Below are 17,255 nucleotides of genomic sequence, written 5' to 3' on the forward strand. Positions count from 1 at the left end.
ATGAAACTGCGTGTCTCTTCGCCGGTGTTCAAGGGCAGCCTGCATGACGCCCGCACGGCGACCTCCATCGGCCGGCTGCTGGGGGCGGCGTTCTTCGTCTGCTTCGCCACCGGGCTGGTCAGCCACTTCATGCAACACCCGCCGGGCTGGCTGGCCCACGACATCCCCAGCCGCCCGGCGTGGGGGTACCGGTTCACCCAGGGGCTGCACGTCGCCTCCGGCATCGCGGCGGTTCCCCTGCTGCTGGCCAAGCTGTGGACGGTCTACCCGCGGTTGTTCGCGCGGCCGCCGCTGCGGTCGTTCCGGCACGCGCTGGAGCGTCTGTCGATCGCGATGCTGGTGGCCGGCGCCGTCTTCGAGCTGGCGAGCGGGCTGTTGAACACGGTTCAGTGGTACCCGTGGCCGTTCTCGTTCGTACCGGTGCACTACGCGGTGGCGTGGCTGGTGACGGGGGCGCTGGTGCTGCACATCGCGGTCAAGGCGCCGGAGATCCGGGCGCACTGGAGTCGGCGGTCGCCGGGGACTCTCACACTGCCGGCGCGGGACGAGGCCGACCGGCGGTCGCTGCTGGCCGCGGTGGGGGCAGCTGTCGGGGCTGTCACCCTCACCACGGTGGGCCAGTCCTTCACCCCGTTGAAGGACTTGATCCTGTTCGCGCCCCGTCACCCCGATCGGGGTCCGCAGGGTCTGCCCGTCAACCGGACGGCCGCTGCGGCCGGGGTGGGCCGGATCGCCGACGAGGAGTACCGCCTGGTCGTGGACGGCCCGCGGCGGTACACCCTGACGTTGGACGAGCTGCGCGCACTGCCGCAGCACGAGGCGGAGCTGCCGATCGCGTGCGTGGAAGGCTGGAGCAAGTCGGCGCACTGGTCGGGTGTGCGGGTCGTGGATCTGCTGGAGCGGGCGGGCGCGCGGCCGGACGCACGGGTGCGGGTGGTGTCCTTGCAACTGCGTGGTGGCTACCGGGTGTCGGAGATGGGGCAGGAGCACGCCCGGGATCCGCTGACTCTGCTCGCCCTGCGCCTGAACGGAGGGGAACTCGACCCCGACCACGGCTACCCGGTGCGGCTCATCGCGCCGAACCGGCCCGGTGTGCTGCAGACCAAGTGGGTGGGTCGGCTGGAGGTGCTGTCGTGAGGGCGACGCGGGTCCTCGCGGGCGTGGCCGGTGTAGCACTCATGGGCTTCGGTGTGTCGCTGTTGCTGGAAGTCCGTGACCTGACCGGCGTTCTGGTCTGGCTGGGAGGGGCGGTCGTCCTCCACGACGTGGTGATCGCGCCGCTGGTGCTGCTGGCCGGACTGGTGGCGGTGCGCGGTCGTGCGCGTGGTCCCGTGCGCGGGGCGCTGGTTGTCGCGGGCGCCTTGACGGTGGTGGCGTTGCCCGCCCTGCTCCGCCCGGGACGAACGGCCAACTCCTCCGTGCTGCCGCTGGATTACCCGCGCAACTGGATGATCGCACTGGTCGTCGTGGCCGCGGGGACAGCGCTCGTCCTGGCCGCTCGGGGACTCATCCGCCGTCGGCGGCCGCCTACCTGAGGAAGGCGGCGGCCGCGCCGCGCCGTCTTACGGGTGTCTTACGCCTTCCCGCCCGACGGTGCCGCTGAGCAGAGGGCCTCCTACGGTGACCGGATGCGATCCCTCCGTGTTCTTCGTTCAACGGCGCTGGTGACGGCCGCGCCACTGATGCTGGCCGTCGCGGGTCTGCTGCATCCGCGGCATCTGACGGCGGCGACGGCAGGTGACTGGGCGGGACTGCACATCGCCCTGCTGCCCGTGTTCCCTCTTCTGGCGCTCGGCCTGATCGTCCCGTTGTGGGGCAGGCCGGGCCGGGATGCCGAGGGTGCCCTGACGGTGCTCGCGTGGTCCGGGTGCCTGGTCTACGCGGCGTACTACTCCGGGCTCGACGCGGTGGCGGGGATCTCCGCCGGCACCGTGGTGGATCACGGCATCCGTGGCGCTGCCGGGCGGCTGTTCGCGGTCGGCGGCGACCTGGGCCGGACGGGGGTGTACGCGCTGGCCGTGGCCTGCCTCGCCACGTGCGCGGTGCTGTGGCGCCGGCACGGGGCACGGGTCCTGCCCGGAACCGTGGTGCTCCTCGTCGCCTGCTGGTTCTTCGTCGACAGCCACATCTTCTGGCCGCGGGGCGTGTTCACCATGCTCGGCTTCGCCGTCGGCTTCGCCCTGCTGACGGTGGCGACGTACCAGCCGGCGAAGAACACGGCACGAACCGAGATGCCTGCGAACCGCTGAAAGGCTTACGAACCGCTGACGTTCCCGAGCCGATCGGCCCGCGAGCGGATGGACGGCCCTACGGTCGGAACATGTTGATCGTGGTCACCGGAGGCGCTGGCTTCATCGGCTCGCACGTCGTCACCGCCCTCATCGGCGCCGGGCACGCGGTGCGCGTCCTCGACGCACTGCTGCCCGCCGCCCACCGCATCCCGCCGCAGATCCCTCCCGGGGTGGACTGGCGGCACGCGGACATCCGAGACAGGGCGGCCGTCACCGACGCCGTGCGGGGCGTGGACGCAGTCTGTCACCAGGCCGCGATGGTCGGCCTCGGCAAGGACTTCGCCGACGCGCCCGACTACGTCGGCTGCAACGATCTCGGCACCGCGGTGCTGCTGGCCGGCATGGCGGAAGCCCGGGTGAGGCGCCTGGTACTGGCGAGTTCGATGGTGGTGTACGACGAGGGACACTACGCATGTTCCCGGCACGGCGTGGTCCGGCCGGGGCCGCGCCTGGTGGCGGACCTGGAGGTGGGGCGCTTCGAACCGCCGTGTCCGCACTGCGGTGAGCCGCTCACCGGCGGGCTGGTGGACGAGGACGCGCCCGCGGACCCGCGCAATGTGTACGCCGCCACGAAGCTCGCCCAGGAGCATCTGGCCGCCGCGTGGGCGCGGGCCACGGACGGCAAGGTCTCCGCCCTGCGCTACCACAACGTCTACGGCCCCGGCATGCCGCGCGACACCCCGTACGCCGGGGTCGCGTCCCTGTTCCGGTCCGCGCTGGCGCGCGGGGAGGTCCCGCGCGTGTTCGAGGACGGCGGGCAGCGGCGGGACTTCGTGCACGTCCGGGACGTGGCCGGGGCCAACCTCGCCGCGCTCGACGGCGTGCCTGGCCTCCCGGAAGGCGGGCTGCGAGCGTACAACGTCGGCAGCGGGGAGCCGCACACCGTGGGGGAGATGGCCACCGCGCTGGCCGCGTCGTACGGCGACCGCGTACCGGTCGTCACCGGCGAGTTCCGGCTCGGCGACGTCCGCCACATCACGGCCTCCTCACGACGTCTCCGCGAGGAACTGGGGTGGAAGCCGCAGGTCGCCTTCGCGGAAGGGATGGCGGAGTTCGCGGTGGCACCCCTACGAGCCGGATGAGTCCGGCCGGACGTCGAGTCGGCCCAGGGGGAGTGCAGGGACCGGCCGGGCTTCGTCCGGTCGGTCCGCTCGTCCGGACGATCACGGATCGTTCTCGCCCCGGACCTCAGACCGCCGCGGGCAGATGGACCTCGAACCGGCATCCGCCCGGCACGTTGGACACGGCCGCGTGCCCCTGGTGGGCCTCGACGATGCCGCGCACGATGGCCAGCCCCAGTCCGGCTCCGGCGGGCGGGGTCCGGGCGTGGGTGCCGCGCCACCCGGTGTCGAAGACCCGGGGCAGGTCCTCGGGGGCGATGCCGCCACAGCCGTCGGTCACTGCCAGTACGACACGGTCGGCCTCCCGGCGTGCGGAGATCGCCACGGTGCCGTCGGCCGGAGTGCGGCGGATGGCGTTGACGAGCAGGTTCACCAGGACACGGGACATCTCGCGCCCGTCGACCTCGACGGGCACCTGCTCCACCCCGGCGCCCACCAGGCGTACCCCGTGCTCCCTTGCCAGGGCGTCGGTACCCGCGATGGCGTCGCCGACCAGGTCGTAGACCGACATGCGGGTCGGGGCCAGGGCGAGGACACCGGCCTGGATCCGTGACAGTTCGAAGAGGTCGCTGACCATCGCGCTCATCCTCCCGACCTCGGTGCGGATGCGGCTGTGGTAGACGTGCGGGTCGTCGACCATGCCGTCCTCCAGGGCCTCGGTCATCGCCTGGAGTCCGGCCAGCGGCGTGCGCAGGTCGTGGGAGATCCAGGCCACCAGCTCACGGCGGGAGGCCTCCAGGGCCTGCTCGCGCTCCCGGGAAGCGGCCAGCCTGGCGCTGGTCGAGGCCAGCTGACGGCTCAGCTGGGCGAGTTCGGCGGTGAGCGCGGTGGTGGGCGGGACGAAACTGCCGTCGTCACCGAGGGCACGGGTGGCCTCGGCGAGGGCCCTGCTTCCCCGGACGACACGGCGGCCCAGCAGCAGGGCGACGGCGAAGGAGGCGACGGCGGCCATGAGGCACACCATCGTCACCACCCACAGGTCGTGCTCCGACAGGAGCATCGCCCAGGACACCAGCATCGTTCCGGCGAGCATCGCGGCGACCGTGACGGCCGCGACGACGGCCAGGGACAACGCGACCGACCGGTCGCGGAGCAGCCGCAGGGCCGCCGCACCGGTCAGCCCCGCGGCCGCCGCACCGACGGCCGCGTAGAGGGCGATGAGCAGCGTGTCACCGACCATCGTCGGCTCCTCTCCCGTGCGTACCGTCCGACGGGAGAGGGTCGAAACGGTAACCGACCCCCCAGACGGTACTGATCAGATGAGGTCTGGCAGGGTCGTCCTCGACCTTCTCCCGCAGCCTCCGGACGTGGACCGTCACAGTCGACAGGTCACCGAACTCCCAGCCCCAGACCTGGAGCATGAGTTCCTCCCGGCTCGTCGCCCGGCCGGGGTTGCGCAGGAAGAACTCCAGCAGATCGAACTCCCTCGTCGTGAGGGCCAGTTCGCGGCCACTGCGCATGGCGCGTCGGGCGGTGGGATCCAAGGCGAGCGGGCCGCTGCGCAGCCAGGGCTCCGCGGGCACGGTCGGGGCGGTGGCCAGGGATCCGGCGCGGCGGAGCACCGACTCCACGCGCAACACCAGCTCGCGCGGACTGAAGGGCTTGGTGACGTAGTCGTCCGCTCCGACCTCCAAGCCGAGAATGCGATCCTCCTCGTCCCCGCGCGCGGTCAGCATGATCACCGGCAGCGGTCCGTGCTCGCGAATCCGGCGGCACACCTCCAGCCCGTCCATTCCCGGCAGCATCAGGTCCAGCACCACCAGGTCGGGCGGCCGGGAGGCTGCCGTCGACACGGCGCTGGGACCGTCGGCGGCGACGTCGACCGAGAAGCCCGCCCGCTGCAGATACCCCGCGACGACTTCGGAGACAGTGGGATCGTCGTCCACGACAAGTACGCGTTTCACACGAGTGAGTCTCGCACCGGCGTTCCGTCCCCCACCGGGGCGGTGGGGGACGTCAGCGATCCGTAAGGAACGGCGACGTCAGCGATCCGTAAGGATGCCAAGTCCCTTATGTCCGCTCTGCGTTCGTAGGCTCAGTGGGGTGATCGAGACAACTCCTCTCTCCGTGGACGTCGTGCTGCCCTGCCTCGACGAGGCCGAAGCCCTGCCCTGGGTGCTGCACCGCATCCCGCCCGGCTGGCGCGCGATCGTCGTCGACAACGGCTCCACCGACGGTTCCCCCGACATCGCCCGCGATCTCGGGGCGCATGTGGTCCACGAGCCCCGCCGCGGCTTCGGTGCCGCCTGTCACGCGGGGCTCACCGCTGCCACGGCCGACGTGGTCTGCTTCTGCGACTGCGACGCCTCCCTCGACCCCCGTCTGTTGCCGGCTGTCGCCGGACCCGTCCTCAACGGCTCCGCCGACCTGGCCATGTGCCGACGTCGGCCCACAACACTCGGGGCTTGGCCCCCGCACGCCCGGCTCGCCAATCTCGAACTGGCTCGGCTGGTCCGTCGTCGTACCGGTCTGCCCTTGCGTGACCTGGGTCCGATGCGCGCGGCTCGCCGCGAAGCGCTGCTGGGCCTGGGCCTGAGCGATCGGCGCTCCGGCTACCCGCTGCAGATGCTCGTCCGTGCCGCCGACGCCGGCTGGCGCATCCAGGAGACGGACGTGCCGTACCACCCGCGCACGGGCCGCTCGAAGGTCACCGGTACCTGGCGCGGTACCTGGCAGGCGGTCCGTGACATGCGCGCCGTTCTCGCAGAACAACAGCCGGTCGCCGTCGGCCAGAACTCCACCGGACCGGACGCCTCGGTCGCAGGGGGCGCGCGATGACCATCGTCACTGCGGCGGCCACACTGCTGATCATCGCCAAGGAACCGGTTCCCGGCCGCGTCAAGACCCGGCTCACGCCGCCCTACACGCCCTCCGAGGCGGCGGCCCTGGCCGAGGCCGCGCTCACCGACACCCTGCACACCCTGCTCCGGGTCCCGGCCCGGCGCCGGGTGCTCGTCCTCGACGGAACGCCGGGCCCGTGGCTGCAGTCAGGCTTCGACATCGTCCCGCAGGTGCCAGGAGGGCTGGACGAGCGGATCGCGGGCGCCTTCGCCCTCTGCGACGACGGGCCGGCGTTGCTGGTCGGCATGGACACCCCGCAGCTCACCGCCGACCTGCTGGCCGATGTCGGCAGGGACGGCCACGACGCGTGGTTCGGCCCGGCCGCCGACGGCGGCTTCTGGGCGCTCGGTCTCGCCGACCCCTCCCACGCCGGGCCTCTCGTCCGGGGCGTCCCGATGTCCACCGAACGCACCGGCCCGATTCTGCGACGCAGACTCGTCGAGGCGGGTCTGGCGGTCTGTGACCTCCCGCTGCTGCGGGACGTCGACACCGCGTCCGATGCGGCCTCGGTCGCCGGTCTGTGTCCACCCGGCTCGAGATTCGCCACCGCCCTGGACTTGCTCGCGGAGGTCGCCCGGTGAGCGGCGCGGCTGTCGGTACGGAATCCGTCGTCGAGCCGACGGAACGAAGCGACACGGCGTCCCAGTCTCAGACGGGCGTGCTGCTGCCCGAGCGGCTCGTCGTGCCTTCCACCGCCCGCTCGGTGACGTCCGCGACGCCGGGCGAGCCCTGGTCGGACGACCCTTACGCCGAGGCCCTGCGCACCGGCCGGGGCCCGCTGTACCTGCGCCGCCTGGGGCCCGGCACTCACGGGGAGGCCCAACTGTTCCCCCTGGAGGTGGAGCGCTGGTGTGCCGCCCCCGACGCCGCCGACACCAAGGTGCTGGGCCGTTGTACCGGCCCGGTCCTGGACGTCGGCTGCGGTCCAGGACGCCTGGTGGCCGCACTGGCCTCACGTGGCGGCACAGCCCTCGGCGTGGACGTCAGCCCGGCCGCCGTCGCCCGGACCCGGCAGCACGGCGGAGCCGCCCTGCGACGCTCCGTCTTCGACCGCCTGCCCAGAGAGGGCCGCTGGGGCACCGTCCTGCTGATGGACGGCAACGTCGGAATCGGGGGAGACCCTTCGGCCCTGCTCGCCCGCCTGCGCGACCTCCTCCGCCCCGGTGGCCGCCTCCTGGCCGAGGCGGCGGACGAAGACGTGGACCAGCGTCTCACCGTCCGCGTGGAGGACGCCCACGGCCGCCACGGCCGCCCCTTCCTCTGGGCCCGCGTCGGTACGACCGGCCTGCTGCGCGCGGCCGACTCCACCGGCTGGATCCTCACCGGCCGGTGGAGTGTCGATGGGCGCTCCTTCCTGGAACTGCACCGCGCCCCGTCGGAGCGCCAGGAGTCGGCCTCCCGGCCGGGCACGTCGCGGCGCCCGGCCACGCCCCGTAGCCGGTGAGGGGCCGCAGGTCGACGTCATGTCCCGGCTCCATGGACAGGGTTCGACGACGTGTCATTCACCGCGGTGCCGTTTGCCTTCGCCGCGGTGCTCTTCTACAGCACCTACAAACTCCTCAAGGGCGACGAGGAGGGCTTCGACCCCGGCAAGAGCTTCACGCTGCGGGTGCTGCGCAAGGTCATCCCGGTTCGGGACGAGTACGCGGGCATGAGGTTCACCGTCAAGGAGGCCGGGAAGCGCGTGGCCACGCCGCTGCTCGCGGTGTTGGCCGCCATCGAGGCGGCCGACCTGGTGTTCGCGGTCGACAGCGTGCCCGCAGTTCTCGCAGTGAGCGACGACCTCTTCATCGTCTACACCAGCAACGCGTTCGCCATTCTGGGTCTGCGCGCCCTGTATTTCCTGCTCGCGGGGCTGCTCGACCGTTTCCACTACCTGAACATGGGCCTGGTGGTGATCCTCGGCTTCATCGGCGTCGAACTGGTCTTTCAGGCGGCTCACAAGACGATCAGCCCCAGCGTCCCGGAGATCCCTTCGCCGATCAGCCTCGCGGTCGTCGTCGTTGTGCTGGCCGGATCCGTCGTTCTCGGTCTGCTCCGGCCGGCCACGGCCCATCAGGCTCCTGAAGCGCAGGCGGACACGGCTGCCGATGACCCGGGGTCGACCGGTTGAAGAATGAGTAAGACCGAGCATGAGACTGGCCCTCAGGGGGTGCCGGTGTGCCCGGCCTGTCGGCAGCCCTTGAACATGAGCGTCACGAGACGGCACAAGACCTTGGGAGTGTTCGTCCCCGTGTGGGGCCCGGACCCCTGTCACAACCCCCACTGTTCCGAGTACATGGCGGAGACGGAGCCCGGCAACCACCCACGGAGGCGTTGACAGCCACGCATCCGCCACCGGGCCGCAGTCCCCTGTGCGGGCTGCCCTCCTCGCCGGTTCGGTGGCTTCGCCGACGCGGTTCCCGCCGTCCCGGTGGTCCACGAGTCGGCAGATGCGCAGGCGTGTGCTCTCCAGCTTCTCGCGTTCCGTCGGGTGAGTCGTATGGCAGGAAGTCGAAGTGGATGGCCTACGGGCAGGACGTGCGTGAGCGGGAGCTGCGAGAAATGAGGCATTTCGCCCGCCTCGCCGTCGGCCGAGGCGCCTGGTGAGGTGTTTGGGTTGCGGCCGCGAGGGGACCTGGGAAGCGGAGCCGGGGACGTGTGATGCGGATTTTCGGCTGAAGGGCTCTGGTCATGAACTGTTACGAGTGTGCTCAGCAACGCCGTACGGCGGCCGCCGTCGCTGTGTGCTGCGTGTGCGGAGCGGCTGTGTGCGCCGATCACGTACGTTCCGAGAGCAAGGTGCTGCGCGGGCCCGCCAGTCCGGGGAAAGTGACGCACGACCGGGCAGCCCGTCAGCTGACCTGTCCGGTGTGCCGGGCGGCGGAGCAATCCCCGTGAGGTCGCGGTCCCATCGCCCTCCTCACCTCGAACGCGTGCATGGAAACTGCTGCCGGGCTGCGGCAAAATGATCTTTCATGTCCTCCCTCCCGCGCCAACTGCGGTCCCGCAGCGGGCACATGATCGTCTGCGGTGATGACGGACTGGCTCACCGGCTGTCCGGCGAACTGCGCGAGGTCTACCGCGAGCAGGTCACGCTCGTCACTCCCGCCCGCGCCGGTGTTGCTCCGGGCGCGTCGCCCACCGGCCGGGAACGGGCCACGGCGCTCTTCGGGCGGGTGCCCTGGGCGATGACGTGGGCCGCGGGCACCGTGCCGGATGCCGCCGAGGACGTGCAGAGGCTTGAGGCGTCGGAGCTCACCGACGAGGTGCTGGCCGCGGCCGGTGTGGCAGGAGCCGTCGCGGTCGCCCCTGGTGTACGAGGACGATGAGGTGAACATCCGCGCGGCCTTGATCGCCCGGCGGCTCAACCCGCAGCTGCGGCTGGTGATCCGGCTCTACAACCGCAAGGCCTGGTCCAGCAGCTGGAGGAACTGCTGGACCAGGCCGCCGTGGTCGCCTCGCCGGGGCTGGACCCGGTGGCTCTGGACACCTCCACCACCGTCCCGTCCGACGCGGACACCGCTGCACCGGCACTGGCCGCCACCGCCGTCGCGGGCACCAGCAAGGTCGTTCAGGCGGACGGGCTGCTGCTGCGCGCGGTGGAACGCACTCCACCGCGCCGCGGTGAGGTCGCCGACCCCGGCCTCTGCACCTTGGCTCTGCTGCCCGCCGCCTGCGCATCCCCACCGTCATCGGAGACGTCGCCGAGGAGGGCGTCCTGGAGTCCGCCAAGGTTCACCGCGCGCACGCCCTGCTCGCCCTGACCAGCTCCGACACCATCACCCTCGAAGCCGCCCTGGACGCCCGCTCCGTCAATTCCGACCTGCGGGTCGCGCTGCGGCTGTACGACGACGACTTCGCCGCCGCGGTCGACCGCACTCTGCGGGCCGCCCACCCGCACGCTCTCACTCGCAGCCGCAGCGTCTCCAGCCTCGCGGCCCCGGCGTTCGCCGGTGCGATGATGGGCCGCCAGATCCTCGGCGCCATCCCCGTCGAACGCAAGGTGCTGCTGTTCGCCGCCCTCGTCGTCGCCGGGCACCCGCGGCTGGAGGGCCGCACGGTCGCCGGAGCCTTCCGTCCTGGGGCCTGGCGCGTCCTGGCCCTGGACGCCGCAGCCCCCGACCGGCGCCCCGACCTTGCCGCGGCACATCCGGCCGACGGCGACGACCGGCCTCCCGGGCTGGTCTGGGAACTGCACCCCGGATATGTCCTGCGGCCCGAGGACCGGGTCGTCCTGGCTACCACCCGGCAGGGTCTGGCCGAGCTCCTCGGCTGCCACCCCCGGTCGGCCGATCCCGCCGCACCGTAGAAACCGGTCGCCCCACACCGCAGACCCGCTCCCGCGAGCCGACCGCCCTGACCCCGGGCGACTGTCGCGGCGCGCGGAGGCGGTGCGTGGCACCGGCATCAAGGGAGCGTAAAGATTGCCGGAACCTGGCAGTGTTTTGCCGTCGCTCATATGTGAGGATGCGGTCACCGGCGCGGTGACAATGGGGGAGAGGCGGTGAGCGCGGATGACCTGGTTTCTGGGTCTCGGCATCGCAGGAGTCGTACTCCTCGTCCTGTCCCTCGTTCTCGACGGTGTCCTTGAGGGCCTCTTCGGCGGCGTCGACGCTATGGACGGCCTCTTCGACGGCTGGCTGTCGCTCCCGGTCATCGCCGGCTTTGTATCCATGCTCGGCTTCTCCGGCGCGATCGTCATGGGCACCACCGGACTCGGCGCCGTCGGTGCCACCGCGATCGGCGTGCCCGCCGGGGCCGCCACGGGCTGGCTCGCGTACCGCCTCAGCCGCGCACTGTTGAACGACCGGGCCGGTGCCGCACCGCGCGACGACGACCTGATCGGTGCGGCGGGCTCCGTGGTGACGGCCATTCCGGCAGGCGGCTACGGCGAGGTGCTGGTCCACCGGGCCGGGCAGCCGGTGAAGCTCGCGGCCAAGAGCCCGGCCCCGGTGGCGCGAGGCGCCGAGATCTGGGTGGAGGAGGCGCTGTCGCAGACAGCGGTCTCCGTACGCCCGGTCGAACGCTGACCCACCGCCCCGCGCCACACACCGGGCACCGAACAGCCGATACATCGGCGCTCTCGCATCCACCGCATGAACCCATATCGATCTGCCGTCCCCTGGGAGGGCTGAGGGGAAAGACATCATGAGTCCAGTAGTCATCGCCGTGACAGGAGTCTTCGTACTCCTTGTCCTGCTCGCCCTCGTCGTGGTCACCCGCTACAAGGTCGCGGGTCCCAGTGAGGCGTTCATCGTGACCGGGCGGCGCGGCAAGCAGGCCACCGATCCGGAGACCGGTCGGGTGTTCACCGACAACAGCGGGCAGAAGGTCGTGGTCGGCGGCGGGGTGTTCGTCGTGCCGTTCGTGCAGCAGAAGTTCACCCTCGACCTGTCCTCCCGACACATCCCGATCGCGGTCCGGGGCGCGGTCACGCTGCGGGGTGTCAAGGCGCACCTGGAAGGTGTCGCCATTGTCAAGGTGGGCGGGACCGAGGACTCGATCCGGGCCGCCGCGCAGCGGTTCCTGATGCAGCAGGACGGCATCGTCGGCTTCACCCAGGAGGTGCTGTCGGGCGCGCTGCGGGCCATCGTCGGCCGGATGTCCGTGGAGGACATCATCCGGGACCGGGCGGCGTTCGCCAGTCAGGTCGCCGAGGAGGCGGAGGCCAGTCTGTCCGGGCAGGGCCTGGTCCTGGACGCCTTCCAGATCCAGGACATCACCACCGAGGGCTCCTATCTGGAGGACCTCGGCCGTCCGGAGGCCGCGCGCGCCAAGCAGGAGGCGGACATCGCCGAGGCCGTCGCCCGCCGTGCCGCCGAGCAGGCCCGGCTGAAGGCGGAGGAGGAGATCGCGATCGCCCAGCGGACCTTCTACCTCAAGCAGGCCGAGATCAAGGCGGAGACCGACGAGGCCGCAGCCCGTGCGGCAGCCGCCGGCCCGCTGGCCGAGGCGGCCCGTCAGCAGGAGGTGCTCAGCGAACAGGAAAAGGTCGCCGAACGCCAGGCCGCGCTGACCGACCGCGAGCTGGACACCAAGGTCCGCAAGCCCGCCGACGCCGCCCGCTATCAGGCCGAGCAGGAGGCCGAGGCGCGTCGTGTCGCGCTGGTCAAGGAGGCCGAGGCAACTGCTGAGCGGGCCAGGCTGACGGGTGAGGGCGAGAAGGCGCAGCGCGCCGCGCTCGCCGCGGCAGTACGCATCGAGGGTGAGGCGGAGGCCGCCGCCATCGGTGCGAAGGGTGCCGCCGAGGCCGAGGCGATGCAGAAGAAGGCCGACGCGTTCGCTCAGTACGGCGACGCGGCCGTTCTGCAGATGCTGGTGGAGGTGCTGCCGCAGGTGGTCGCCAAGGCGTCCGAGCCGCTCAGCGCCATCGACAAGATGACGGTGATCTCCACCGACGGCGCCAGCCAGCTGTCCCGTACGGTCGCCGACAACGTGGCCCAGGGCCTCGAACTGCTCGGCTCCACCACCGGAGTCGACATCGCCGAGCTGCTGAAGGGCATCACCGGGCGTGCCGGTGCCGCACAGCCCGCCCCGACGGCGCCCGCTGAGACCAACGGGAAGGTCGAAATCACCGGCTGACGTCGGCATCGAAGCGAGAAAGGCCCGGGCGGCCCTGCAACCAACCGCCCGGGCTTGTGCGAGAAGGGGGCCGCAGCTGTCCGGAATCGCACCGGAGCAAGGGTGCGGATTCTTCGCAGCTGACCTGCCAGTGTTCGGCGTTGCAGAGGGCGTCGGCTTCCGCCGACATGAGCGCATCGGCAAACGTCTTGACCATCGCGCGCAGCAGGTCCGGACTCGCCGAGACGAGAGCCGCAGCGCTCGGTAGCGGGTACACCGGTCAGTGACTGCCGGTGAGTTCGCCGCTGAGCGTCTTGTGGATGCGGGCGCTGGGTTCGTTCAGCCCGGTGATCGCGACGTTCTTGCCGCGCTGGGCGTACTTGGTCTCGATCGCGTCCAGGGCGGCGACGGAGGAGGCGTCCCAGATGTGCGCGGCGGACAGATCGATGACGACCTTGTCGGCGTCGGTGGCGTAGTTGAACTGGCCGACCAGGTCGTTGGAGGAGGCGAAGAACAGTTCGCCGGTGACCCGGTAGACAACGGTGGTGTGGTCGGGGTCGGTGACCACCATGACGGTGATCTCCCCGGCGGGCATCCGCCGAAGTGTCTTCGGGGCGATGGAGTGCCAGTCGAAGGTGGCCACGGACACCATGATCATGACGGCTACCAGCGCGGCCATGGGAATGTCGGAGACGATGGGCCCGAATACGATGCACAGCACCATCAGGAACGCGCCCGCCAGGAACGTCGACAGCCGCGTGCGGGCGCCGGACACCCTACGTTGATCATCGTCTGCCCGATCATGGTGCAGCCGCCCATGCCGCCGAAGAAGCCGGTGACAATGTTGGCGATGCCCTGGCCGACGGACTCGCGGGTCTTGGAGGAGTGGGTGTCGGTGATGTCGTCGACCAGCTTGGCGGTCATCAGCGACTCCATCAGGCCGACGAGCGCCATGGCGAGCGCGTACGGTGCGATGGTCGTGAGGGTGTCCAGGGTGAACAGCACGTCCGGCAGCCCGGGAACCGGTAGTGAGGAGGGCAGTTCGCCCTTGTCGCCCACGGTCGGCACCGCGACGGCGGCGGCCACGGTGATCACGGTCAGGATGACAATGGACACCAGCGGCGCCGGTACCACGGTCGTGACCTTCGGGAAGAGCACCATCAGCGCCAGACCGGCCGCGATCAGCGGATAGACGGCCCACGGCACGTCCGTCATCTCCGGTATCTGCGCCATGAAGATGAGGATGGCGAGGGAGTTGACGAAGCCGACCATCACGCTGCGCGGTACGAACCGCATCAGCTTCGCCACCCCGAACGCACCGAGGACGATCTGGAACACGCCGGCGAGGATGACTGCCGCGACGAGGTAGCCGAAGCCGTGCTCGCGGTTGAGGGGAGCGATGACCAGGGCGACTGCACCCGTCGCGGCGGAGATCATGGCCCGACGGCCGCCGACGATCGCGATGGTCACTGCCATGGTGAACGAGGCGAACAGGCCGATGGCCGGGTCGACCCCGGCGATGATCGAGAAGGAGATCGCCTCGGGAATCAGGGCGAGCGCGACGACCAGGCCGGCAAGCACCTCGGTACGCCAGACCTTCGGGTCACTCAGCCAGTCGGGACGCAAGGTCCGTAGGCGCGCGGAGGAGGACGGTGCGGAAGAAGACAAGGGTGCGGACACCTGTCGTACTCGGGCACATCCCTGCGACAGGCCGGGCGTGCGAAGGAAAGCGTGGGAAACCGGATTGCGTCCCCGCGGTTGGCCCCTTGGGCGGGCCGGAAGGCGATGAGGGGGCGAGCCGGGAAGGCGCAACAGTTGCGTATAGGGCTCTGGTCAGGGGCGAAGTATCACGGCGGACAGGCGACGGCGCCGGGCACCACGGACTCGCGCACTCGTCTCTCCTGCAGGACTCGGGGGTGTTCGCCGGGGGCGACATCGGCCCCGACACGGCAGTGGCCGGGCTGTGCAGCCCAATGCCGCACGACGGGGGCAGCTCTTTCGCCGAGGAGGCGGGCGCCCAGGCTCCCACGACGCAAAGTGACGGCGACCGAAGGGTGTTGTCGGCTGCCGGTGTCCCCGACGGCCAAGCGGGCGGTCCGCAGCGCTGTGGTGCGGACGGCTTCGCTGACGAAGCGGCTCCCCCCATACTGTGACGAGCAGTTCGTTCTTTTGGCAGAGGACCGTGAGCACTGAGTCCCCTGACTCGAACGCTTCCTTTTCGCTCAGGCGGTGTCGGCGCATACGGTGCTTCGGCGCGGCGGTCGAAGGCGGGGGCTTTCGAATGGCGGGGACTTGCGAGGCCCGGGGCATTGCTGCACGGCAGCTTCCGTACGGACCGCCATCAGCCGGGTGCTCAGTGTGTCGGGATCCCGCAGGGTGCGAGGGGCCGTGGTGCGCAAACGGTCGCCTGTGGTCATGGACCGCAGTGTGTCAGGCGCCGCTGACAACGAGGACCACGGTCTCAGGCGCTCTGTCAGACCGTCACCTGAAGAGTCGGAGCATGGCCCAGCCGGTCACCACCACACACAGCGCCGAGAAGACTGCGGCCCGCATCGGAACGCAGGACGTCGGCGGCTTTCTCACGGGGTGATCTCCACGGTCCCGGAGACGGTGACCTGGTCGATGTCGGACACACGGACGGTGGCCCGCACCGTCCAGGTTCCGGCGAGGGGGAGATCGAGGGTGTCGCTGCCCCAGTAGCCGCTCTGGTCGACGAGTTCGGCGTCGAGGGGACCGACGCGATTCTCGGACTGGGTGAAGGTCAGGCGTAGTTCGGGGATGGCGATGAGGCCGCCGTCGGCACCGAACACCACGGCCTCCACCACGTTCCGACCGACCCGGCCCGGTTCGAGAGTGATCTGCACCCTGCCGCGCGCGGCAGGAGCGCCCGTGTCGAACGGGACCACGGTCAGGTTCACGTCCGGCTGCCCGGACACTGCGGAGGTCTTCGCCGCCTCGGTAGCGGCCCGCCCAGGTTGGCTGCCTGTCAGCACGGTCGTGACCGCGAGCACCACGACACCGACCACGATCTCCGCCAGCACGGACCTGCGCAGACCCTGCCGCTGCCGCTCGGAGCCGCTTCCTGCCGGGTCGGCCCCGGCACCGGGTTCGTCCTTCGGCGGTCGGTCGGTCAGCGGGCCGGGGGCACCGCCGCCGGCGTTGACCAGCACCGGTCGTTCCCGGGGCGTGTGCGACAGCCGAGCAGTCCATTTCCGGGAGTACGACGCCGCCGTCAGCATGAGGATGACGGCACCTGTCTTCAGCGCGAGCGCTCTGCCGTAGGGAGTGGTGAAGGCGTCCCAGGAACCGATTCCGCGCCAGGACTGGTAGACGCCGGTGGTCGCCAGGACGCCCACGGCGCCGAGGGCGAGCCGGGAAAACCGGGCGACGACGTCGGGCCGGAGCGGGTCGTCGGCAGACGTGCGGTACAGCGTGACCAGCAGCGCGGCGAGCCCGCCGAGCCATACGGACATGGCGAGCAGGTGCAGTACGGCGGATGCCATGGCCACCGGCACCTGGATGCCCGTGGAGGCGTGCTCGGCCGCTGCCCAGGTGGCGGCCAGCGCGAGGGCGAGGGTGATGCCCGCCGTGACCGTGCGCCGTGCGGCCGGAGCCTCGGGCCGGCCGTGTTTCAGGAGCAGGGCGATCAGCAGGAGCAGGGCCAGACGGACCATCAGGGCGACGCCCGGTCGGCTGACCACCGTGTCGCGCAGGAGCTGTGGGTCGAACACCCCGGCCGCTCCGTCTCCGCTCGCGTACGGACCGCGCAGCAGGAGCAGTGCGGTCGTCGACAGCGTCAGCGCCCACCAGCCCGCCAGGAACGGTCCGTGCACCTTCCGCGGGGAGCCGGGGCGGCAGACCAGAGCGAACACGGCGACCCCGATCAGCAGGGCCAGGCCCCCGTAGGCGACATAACGGCCGATGCCGTACAGCACGTCGACGGTAGGGTCCACGGCCGGCTCCGCGGCGGTCTCGGCGCGGTTCGTCGAGGGCGCGCCGATGGAGAAGGTGAACGCACCGGAGATGGCGTGGCTGTCCTCGGAGAGCACCCGCCAGGAGACCGTGTACGTGCCCTGCTCCAGGCCGTCGGTCAGGGGCACGCGGGCGGTGTCCGCCCTGCCTTGAGCGCGCTCGGGGTCGCCGGCGGTCACCGGTCGGCTGTCGGGGTCGAGGACGCGCACCGAGTCCTCGGTGAGCGCGACCGACTCGCTGAAGGAGACCGTGACCTGTTTCGGCGCGGTCTTCAGCACCGTGCCCTCGCGTGGGTCGCTGCCGGTCAGCACCGCGTGTGCGGAGGCGGGTGTCGCGCCGCAGAGCAGGGTGGGGACGAGTACGGCGGCCATCACCAGCAGTGCCCTGCCCATGCGCCGTACGTGGTGCGTGTGTTGTCGTTTCATGTCGTGTCTCCGGAGCGGGTCCTGGGTCTCGCGGATCTCGGCTGTGGCCGAACGCGTAGCGA

The 17,255-nt window shown here is 71.0% G+C and carries 13 protein-coding genes and 4 pseudogenes; 12 read left to right on the forward strand and 5 right to left on the reverse strand.

Features of this window, described 5'->3' with window-relative positions:
* The 4 genes from E4N62_RS40135 to E4N62_RS40150 all read left to right on the forward strand — a co-directional run bounded on the left by E4N62_RS40135 (window position 1) and on the right by E4N62_RS40150 (window position 3,373).
* Window positions 1-1,137 carry a molybdopterin-dependent oxidoreductase gene (locus E4N62_RS40135; RefSeq protein ID WP_230222655.1) on the forward strand — a complete coding sequence of 379 codons (1,137 nt, stop codon included), beginning with the start codon at window positions 1-3 and terminating at the stop codon, window positions 1,135-1,137.
* On the forward strand, window positions 1,134-1,535 hold the full coding sequence (locus E4N62_RS40140; RefSeq protein WP_220650821.1) for a hypothetical protein: 402 nt from the start codon (window positions 1,134-1,136) through the stop codon (window positions 1,533-1,535). Before E4N62_RS40135 ends, E4N62_RS40140 begins: the two co-directional genes overlap by 4 nt.
* A 93-nt stretch (window positions 1,536-1,628) precedes the next feature.
* Entirely contained in the window at window positions 1,629-2,249 is a 621-nt protein-coding gene (locus E4N62_RS40145) for a hypothetical protein (protein WP_230222657.1), read from the forward strand.
* Window positions 2,250-2,320: 71 nt separating this feature from the next.
* Window positions 2,321-3,373, forward strand: a complete 1,053-nt coding sequence (locus tag E4N62_RS40150) for an NAD(P)-dependent oxidoreductase (protein WP_230222659.1) — start codon at window positions 2,321-2,323, stop codon at window positions 3,371-3,373.
* 106 nt (window positions 3,374-3,479) lie between these two features.
* On the opposite strand, the gene E4N62_RS40155 is transcribed toward E4N62_RS40150, so the two are convergent.
* On the reverse strand, window positions 3,480-4,592 hold the full coding sequence (locus E4N62_RS40155; RefSeq protein ID WP_230222661.1) for a sensor histidine kinase KdpD: 1,113 nt from the start codon (window positions 4,590-4,592) through the stop codon (window positions 3,480-3,482).
* Entirely contained in the window at window positions 4,582-5,316 is a 735-nt protein-coding gene (locus E4N62_RS40160; RefSeq protein ID WP_230222663.1) for a response regulator transcription factor, read from the reverse strand. The genes E4N62_RS40155 and E4N62_RS40160 overlap by 11 nt, the downstream gene beginning before the upstream one ends.
* A gap of 94 nt (window positions 5,317-5,410) precedes the next feature.
* Here E4N62_RS40160 and E4N62_RS40165 point away from each other — a divergent pair, with 94 nt between their 5' ends.
* From E4N62_RS40165 to E4N62_RS40195, 8 genes and pseudogenes are all read left to right on the forward strand, one after another.
* Window positions 5,411-6,190 carry a glycosyltransferase family 2 protein gene (locus E4N62_RS40165; RefSeq protein ID WP_268270320.1) on the forward strand — a complete coding sequence of 260 codons (780 nt, stop codon included), beginning with the start codon at window positions 5,411-5,413 and terminating at the stop codon, window positions 6,188-6,190.
* Entirely contained in the window at window positions 6,187-6,834 is a 648-nt protein-coding gene (locus E4N62_RS40170; protein WP_230222668.1) for a DUF2064 domain-containing protein, read from the forward strand. Before E4N62_RS40165 ends, E4N62_RS40170 begins: the two co-directional genes overlap by 4 nt.
* Window positions 6,831-7,697: a methyltransferase domain-containing protein gene (locus E4N62_RS40175; RefSeq protein WP_374117193.1), complete on the forward strand. Its 867-nt coding sequence runs from the start codon at window positions 6,831-6,833 to the stop codon at window positions 7,695-7,697. Before E4N62_RS40170 ends, E4N62_RS40175 begins: the two co-directional genes overlap by 4 nt.
* Before the next feature lie 57 nt (window positions 7,698-7,754).
* Window positions 7,755-8,366, forward strand: a pseudogene (locus E4N62_RS40180) (TerC family protein); the annotation flags it as partial.
* 560 nt (window positions 8,367-8,926) lie between these two features.
* Window positions 8,927-9,133: a DUF2180 family protein gene (locus E4N62_RS49900; RefSeq protein WP_374117194.1), complete on the forward strand. Its 207-nt coding sequence runs from the start codon at window positions 8,927-8,929 to the stop codon at window positions 9,131-9,133.
* Window positions 9,134-9,252: 119 nt separating this feature from the next.
* A pseudogene (locus E4N62_RS40185) lies at window positions 9,253-10,544 on the forward strand (NAD-binding protein).
* A 205-nt stretch (window positions 10,545-10,749) separates the two neighbouring features.
* Window positions 10,750-11,265 carry a hypothetical protein gene (locus E4N62_RS40190; protein WP_230222670.1) on the forward strand — a complete coding sequence of 172 codons (516 nt, stop codon included), beginning with the start codon at window positions 10,750-10,752 and terminating at the stop codon, window positions 11,263-11,265.
* A 118-nt stretch (window positions 11,266-11,383) separates the two neighbouring features.
* The gene (locus tag E4N62_RS40195; protein ID WP_230222672.1) at window positions 11,384-12,817 is read left to right on the forward strand and encodes a flotillin family protein; all 1,434 of its coding nucleotides are present in this window, start codon (window positions 11,384-11,386) and stop codon (window positions 12,815-12,817) included.
* A gap of 118 nt (window positions 12,818-12,935) precedes the next feature.
* Here E4N62_RS40195 and E4N62_RS49905 read toward each other — a convergent pair.
* From E4N62_RS49905 to E4N62_RS40210, 3 genes and pseudogenes are all read right to left on the reverse strand, one after another.
* A pseudogene (locus E4N62_RS49905) lies at window positions 12,936-13,073 on the reverse strand (IS256 family transposase); the annotation flags it as partial.
* Window positions 13,074-13,076: 3 nt separating this feature from the next.
* Window positions 13,077-14,464, reverse strand: a pseudogene (locus E4N62_RS40205) (SulP family inorganic anion transporter).
* Window positions 14,465-15,375: 911 nt separating this feature from the next.
* Window positions 15,376-17,193 carry a copper resistance protein CopC gene (locus E4N62_RS40210; protein WP_230222674.1) on the reverse strand — a complete coding sequence of 606 codons (1,818 nt, stop codon included), beginning with the start codon at window positions 17,191-17,193 and terminating at the stop codon, window positions 15,376-15,378.
* Between the last annotated feature and the right edge of the window lie 62 nt (window positions 17,194-17,255).

It is taken from the genome of Streptomyces sp. MNU76, assembly GCF_020982545.1.
GTDB lineage: Bacteria > Actinomycetota > Actinomycetes > Streptomycetales > Streptomycetaceae > Streptomyces.

What these genes read in the sequence shown, in the direction of transcription:
- E4N62_RS40135 (WP_230222655.1), top strand. Translation starts at nt 1, where the DNA reads ATGAAACTGCGTGTCTCTTCGCCGGTGTTCAAGGGCAGCCTGCATGAC.
- E4N62_RS40145 (WP_230222657.1), top strand. Translation starts at nt 1,629, where the DNA reads ATGCGATCCCTCCGTGTTCTTCGTTCAACGGCGCTGGTGACGGCCGCG.
- E4N62_RS40150 (WP_230222659.1), top strand. Translation starts at nt 2,321, where the DNA reads ATGTTGATCGTGGTCACCGGAGGCGCTGGCTTCATCGGCTCGCACGTC.
- E4N62_RS40155 (WP_230222661.1), bottom strand. Translation starts at nt 4,592, where the DNA reads ATGGTCGGTGACACGCTGCTCATCGCCCTCTACGCGGCCGTCGGTGCG.
- E4N62_RS40165 (WP_268270320.1), top strand. Translation starts at nt 5,411, where the DNA reads ATGCCAAGTCCCTTATGTCCGCTCTGCGTTCGTAGGCTCAGTGGGGTG.
- E4N62_RS40170 (WP_230222668.1), top strand. Translation starts at nt 6,187, where the DNA reads ATGACCATCGTCACTGCGGCGGCCACACTGCTGATCATCGCCAAGGAA.
- E4N62_RS49900 (WP_374117194.1), top strand. Translation starts at nt 8,927, where the DNA reads ATGAACTGTTACGAGTGTGCTCAGCAACGCCGTACGGCGGCCGCCGTC.
- E4N62_RS40190 (WP_230222670.1), top strand. Translation starts at nt 10,750, where the DNA reads ATGACCTGGTTTCTGGGTCTCGGCATCGCAGGAGTCGTACTCCTCGTC.
- E4N62_RS40195 (WP_230222672.1), top strand. Translation starts at nt 11,384, where the DNA reads ATGAGTCCAGTAGTCATCGCCGTGACAGGAGTCTTCGTACTCCTTGTC.
- E4N62_RS40210 (WP_230222674.1), bottom strand. Translation starts at nt 17,193, where the DNA reads ATGAAACGACAACACACGCACCACGTACGGCGCATGGGCAGGGCACTG.